The sequence below is a fragment of the Rahnella perminowiae genome, assembly GCF_019049695.1.
GTDB classification, from domain to species: domain Bacteria; phylum Pseudomonadota; class Gammaproteobacteria; order Enterobacterales; family Enterobacteriaceae; genus Rahnella; species Rahnella perminowiae.
Genome location: NZ_JAFMOT010000130.1, coordinates 1 through 5,655 on the forward strand (window position 1 = coordinate 1; position 5,655 = coordinate 5,655).

The window sequence follows — 5,655 nt, forward strand, 5'->3', positions numbered from 1 at the left end:
TTAGTAAACCAAGTTTCAATAAATAACATAAGGAAAAGCATACCAGATGTGGCGATAATAATCGGAAAAACTCTCAAAAGTAACATCAACATATTGCCGCCGATTAATTTCATCAAAAAATACATTGCTGGCACGAAATTTATAAGATTGGCTATTAAATAAAACTTAGCAAATGTATTGATATCGAACTTTACTCCGAGCATAAAAGCGCTTAACTGAAGGAATGCACTTAATATTCCGAGTTTCATCAGTAAATCTGTTCGACCCTTCGCCATAAATACCGAACCCGATGTACTTAGAACAGATTGAATGATCGCAGTGGGCGCAAGCCACTTGAGGATCTCTGCAGTTTTTACCCATTGCTCGCCAAAAAAAGTAGTGATTAATGGAAAGCTATAAAATGCAATGATGCTCATTAGTGGTGCAGTTAATGCAAGAATAACAAAAACCGTACTTAGGTATGTTGTCAAAATTTTTCCATTATCATCCTGATATTTACTTAGGATGGGGTAAAGCGATCGAGTAGCAACAAATGTTAGACTCTGCAAAGGGAAAAGCATTATACGATAGGCCAGATTGTATTGGCCTAAAGTAGCTGCGGACATAAACTTACCAACAATGAAACTATCGGCGTTACGTGAAAAGTAGTTTATAAAGTTGAACAAAGATAAATTAGTACTGAATGAGAAAATCTCCTTAATATCATTCATTTTAATAAACTGTTTAACTGAAGGTCTCCAAGTTGAAACTATCCAAAACTGAATTGCAGATACTAGATTCATAATAATCGCCTGAGCAACCAAGCTGAAAACGCCAAAACCAAAATTTGCCATAATAATGGCGACAACTACCGATAATAAAGCCGATGTCACCTCGATTCTGGAGATAGTTTTGAAGCGAGAATCCCTTTCCAGCAAAGCAAGATGCGCAGCGGCACAACTAGATAAAGGGAACGTAAGACCAAGCAAAATCAATATTGTTACCAGTTCAGGGTAACCATATAAAATAGCTAAAGGTTTTGCCAGTAACATGATAACTGCACATAGGAAAACACCTAACCCAACATTCAACCAGAAAATAGAGTTTATGAGATTGTTGCTAAGAACTTTTCTCTGAATGATAGCCGCAGACGTCCCCAGATCTCGGAGTAAAATCCCAAGATTAATTACCACTGCAGCCATAGCTAATAAACCATATTCGGCAGGCGGTATTATTTTCGCTAAATAGATAAGATTTACAGCCTGGACAAATATCTTAAAAAATTGTGATAGGGCGTTCCATTTTGCATTAGACAAAAGATTCATCTAAATATAACCCTTCTTATTAACTTGCCGAATATCAATTGATAAAACGAGAAGTGTTTGTTAGCACCCAAATGACCATAGTTATATGGCAAGATAAAATTAATATATAACATTATAAATGCCTGTGCCAAAGGTATATTCACAAGCAATAATAAATGATAATGTATTATTAATATTTCACTTTTTTATTCTCATTAAATGTTTGCCATTTTGTTTTGATATACTCATCCAGCTCATCATGAAATCTTTGTGCGGAGAATTTTAAAGCATTTTCACGACAGTCTTGTGGCAGGATCGTGTCTTTAATGGTATCAAAATGACGCACAGCTTTAATCAAGGATTCCGCCGTTTGTTCTGAGAAGAACATCCCGGTGGCATTACGTTCCCCATAAGGTCTGATGGTTTCCAGCACACCGCCTTTGCCAAAAGCAATCACCGGCGTCCCGCTGGCTTGTGCTTCGACCGGGGTAATTCCAAAGTCCTCTTCAGCAGCAAAAACAAACGCCCGGGTACGCCGCATGTAATCTTGCATGACATCGTCAGGCTGATAACCCAGTATTTCGATATTGCTGCCAGCCCTGGACTTTATTTTAGCCATTTCAGAACCGTCACCGATGACCACCAGCTTCTTATCCGGCATCTTACTGAATGCTTCAACAATCAGATCGATACGCTTATAAGGCACCATCCGTGAGGCGGTAAAATAGAAATCTTCTTTATTTTCCTGCAAAGTAAAACGGTCAACATCGACAGGCGGATAAATCACGTCCGCATCACGGCCATAGACCTTCTTAATTCGCCGGGCAATAAACTGGGAATTGGCGATAAAGTGATCCACGCCATTGGCTGTCCGGTAATCCCACATCCTGATTTTATGCAGAAACCAGCGGGCCAGTTTGCCTTTCAGGCCTTTATTCAGCCCTGACTCACGCAAATACTGGTGCTGGAAATCCCAGGCATAGCGGATGGGAGAATGCACATAACTGATGTGCAATTGATCAGGGCCGGTCAGCACACCTTTGGCAACGGCATGGCTGCTGGAAAGCACAATGTCATGCCCCGTGACATCAAGTTGCTCGATAGCCAGCGGCATTAAAGGCAGATACTGCTGATATTTCTTCTTCGCAAAAGGCAGGCGCTGTATAAAAGAGGTCGTGGCTTCTTTCCCATAGAATTTCTTGCGCGATTCATCAGACAGAAAATCAACAACAGAATAAACATCAGCATCCGGATATAATTTAATAAATTCTGCGATAACTTTTTCGGACCCTGCAAATGTCACTAACCAGTCAGCAACAATCCCTACACTCACATCATGTGACATAATTTAAACCTTATAAAATGAAAAGTGAGCAATACAAACCCACAGCGAGTCATGATCACTCACTTAAATAAGATATTTTTAATAATTACATACTGCGAAGGATAGAAAGAATTCTTCTGGTCTGTTCCTGCATTAATTTGGTATTTGCGCGGGATTCGACATTCAACCGTACAACCGGTTCTGTATTAGAGCTGCGGAGATTGAAACGCCATTCATCAAACTCCAGGCTGATCCCGTCAGTGTGATCGACATTTACCGCCTCGCCTTCATACATTGCCAGGACACGGGCAATGGATTCTTTCGGCTGCTGCAGGTAACTGTTAATTTCGCCTGAAGCGGGATAGGCAGTGATCCGGTCATTAATCAGCTGACGAAGAGATTTGCCTTTCAGATGCAATAATTCAGCGACCAGCAACCAGGGGATCATACCACTGTCGCAATAATAAAAATCGCGGAAGTAGTGATGGGCGCTCATCTCACCGCCATAGACCGCATCTTCCTGGCGCATACGCTCTTTAATAAAGGCATGCCCGGTTTTTGACATAACCGGTACACCGCCTGCACCGGTAACAATATCAATGGTATTCCAGCTCAGGCGCGGGTCATGGATAATACGTGAGTTGGGATATTTTTCCAGGAAGGCATCGGCAAGCAGACCAACGATATAATAACCTTCGATAAAATTACCGGCATCGTCGAAGAGAAAACACCTGTCGAAATCTCCGTCGAAAGCAATTCCCATATCTGCATTATGCTTAATGATGGCATCCGTCGTGTCCTGACGGCACTCCGGTAATAGCGGGTTAGGAATACCGTTGGGGAATGTGCCGTCTGCCTCGTGATGAACCTTGATAAATTCAACCGGTACACCCGCTGCAATAAACCGCTGTTCGATAGCATCGACAACATGGCCGGCCGCACCGTTGCCGGAGTTAAACACCAGCTTTAAAGGACGTGTAAAATTCTCAAAATTGATAAAGCTGAGCAGCTTATCAACATACTCATCCAGCACCGAGGCTTTCTCATAGCTGCCACGCGAAGCCTGATCGACCGGTGCAAAGTTATTAGCCTCCGCCAGCGCCTGAATATCGCGTAAGCCAGTATCACCGCTGATCGGACGGGAATCCTCACGGACCAGTTTCATGCCATTGTAGTTCATCGGATTATGGCTGGCCGTGACTTCGATGCCACCGTCAAGGCACAGATAAGACGTCGCAAAATAGATTTCTTCTGTACCGGTTACCCCGATATCCACAACGTCCGTTCCCGCATCCTGCAAACCTTTCGCCAGCGCAAGTTTTAGTGCCTCGCTGGTTAAGCGGACATCGCCCCCCAATACCATTTTCTTGGGTTTTAAATATTCCCCGTAAGCACGCCCTATACGGTAAGCAATATCTTCATTTAATTCGACGCCTAATTCACCGCGGATATCGTAAGCTTTAAAGCAAGTTAATGTATCTGACATATTTCGTCCCCAAATTAACAGCGACCATAGTGATCTTTTATACGGATAATATCGTCATCTTCCAGATAGGAACCCGACTGGATTTCCAGAAGTTCCAACGGAATTTTCCCGGGGTTCTCTAACATATGCTGAGCACCAATAGGGATAAACGTGGATTCATTTTCAGTGAGCAAATAATTTTTATCTTCGAGAATGACTCTGGCGGTGCCGGACAAAATAACCCAATGCTCCGCGCGGTGATGATGCATTTGTAATGAGAACTGACCGCCCGGTTTCACGGTTATCCGGTTCACCTGATAGCGGGGCGCAGTCACAACATTATCGTTACGGCCCCACGGGCGATAAGATTCGCGGTGCAAACGGTATTCCCGCCTTTTATTACTCTTCAGATATTCGACGACTTTTTTAACGTCCTGCACCTGGTTTTTATCAATGACCAGAACGGCATCTTTGGTATTGACAATAACCAGATTATCCACACCGATTGCAGCCACTAATTTCTCATCGGTGTTGATATAACAATTCTTCGCATTATGGGTAAACACATCGCCATTGACGGCATTCCCTTCGGCGTTTTTATCATTCACTTCCCAAAGAGCCGACCAGGAACCCACATCATTCCATCCTGCATCTAACGGAACCACAACCGCATCGGTGGTTTTTTCCATCACGGCATAGTCAACAGATTCGTCCGGGCAGGAAATAAAAGACGCTTTATCTACGCGAATAAAATCCTGTTGTTCATCGGCATGCGAGGTTTCAATCGCTTTCTGACAAGCTTCGAGTATATCCGGCCTGAATTTTGCCATCTCTTCAAGGAAACGTTTGGCGCGGAACAAGAACATTCCGCTGTTCCAGTAATATTCGCCACTTTCCAGATATTGCACTGCGGTGGCCAGATTCGGTTTTTCAACAAAACGCTGCACCCCAAAAGCAGGCTCGGCATCGCTGCTGAATTCTGTCCCGCGCTGTATATAACCGTAGCCAGTTTCCGGGCCTGTTGGCACGATGCCAAAGGTGACCAGTTTCCCCTGGCCGGCGAAGGGTATCGCATTCTGCACGGCCCGATGGAAGGCATCCGGTGACTCGATAACATGGTCGGCTGCAAGCACGAGCAACAGCGGGTCAGAACCATTATCGATGGCACTCAGGGCGGCCAGGGTAATAGCAGGCGCGGTATTACGTCCGACCGGTTCAAGAATAATATTGTCGGAGAGCTGGTTTATTTGTCGCAATTGTTCAGCCACAAGAAAACGATGCTCTTCATTACAAATAACCAGCGGCTCAGAAACGTCCAGCCCTTTTAAACGGGTGACCGTTTCCTGCAACATGGAATTATCGCCATGCAGGCGAAGAAATTGTTTTGGATAAAGCTCACGAGACATTGGCCACAAACGGCTACCGGTGCCGCCAGCCATGATTACTGGAAGGATCATAGTTTTCGTCTCAAATATCAAAGTGTCTTTAAAAGATAAACCTTTGAATTAAATTTTTTGTAATCAGATATATAATTAACAAATATCTTAACTAAAAAAATCATTCATAGATTTGTAATAGCAAAC

Annotated in this window: 4 protein-coding genes; all 4 read right to left on the bottom strand. The window is 43.5% G+C overall.

Annotated elements, in window-relative coordinates; genetic code table 11:
- Nucleotides 1–1,304, bottom strand: a 1,304-nt coding sequence (locus J1781_RS00910) for a lipopolysaccharide biosynthesis protein (protein ID WP_217233076.1), incomplete at its 3' end; no start/stop codon positions are given.
- A gap of 169 nt (nucleotides 1,305–1,473) precedes the next feature.
- Nucleotides 1,474–2,628 carry a glycosyltransferase family 4 protein gene (locus J1781_RS00915; protein ID WP_217233077.1) on the bottom strand — a complete coding sequence of 385 codons (1,155 nt, stop codon included), beginning with the start codon at nucleotides 2,626–2,628 and terminating at the stop codon, nucleotides 1,474–1,476.
- A gap of 85 nt (nucleotides 2,629–2,713) precedes the next feature.
- A complete protein-coding gene (cpsG, locus tag J1781_RS00920; protein WP_129991377.1) occupies nucleotides 2,714–4,093 on the bottom strand; it encodes a phosphomannomutase CpsG in 1,380 nt (459 codons plus the stop codon).
- A 14-nt stretch (nucleotides 4,094–4,107) separates the two neighbouring features.
- Complete coding sequence (locus J1781_RS00925; RefSeq protein WP_129953080.1) at nucleotides 4,108–5,529, bottom strand: mannose-1-phosphate guanylyltransferase/mannose-6-phosphate isomerase; 1,422 nt, start codon at nucleotides 5,527–5,529, stop codon at nucleotides 4,108–4,110.
- Between the last annotated feature and the right edge of the window lie 126 nt (nucleotides 5,530–5,655).

Bases quoted from the DNA above. Each gene is read 5' to 3' on its own strand.
- J1781_RS00915 (WP_217233077.1), bottom strand. From the start codon at position 2,628: ATGTCACATGATGTGAGTGTAGGGATTGTTGCTGACTGGTTAGTGACA.
- cpsG (WP_129991377.1), bottom strand. From the start codon at position 4,093: ATGTCAGATACATTAACTTGCTTTAAAGCTTACGATATCCGCGGTGAA.
- J1781_RS00925 (WP_129953080.1), bottom strand. From the start codon at position 5,529: ATGATCCTTCCAGTAATCATGGCTGGCGGCACCGGTAGCCGTTTGTGG.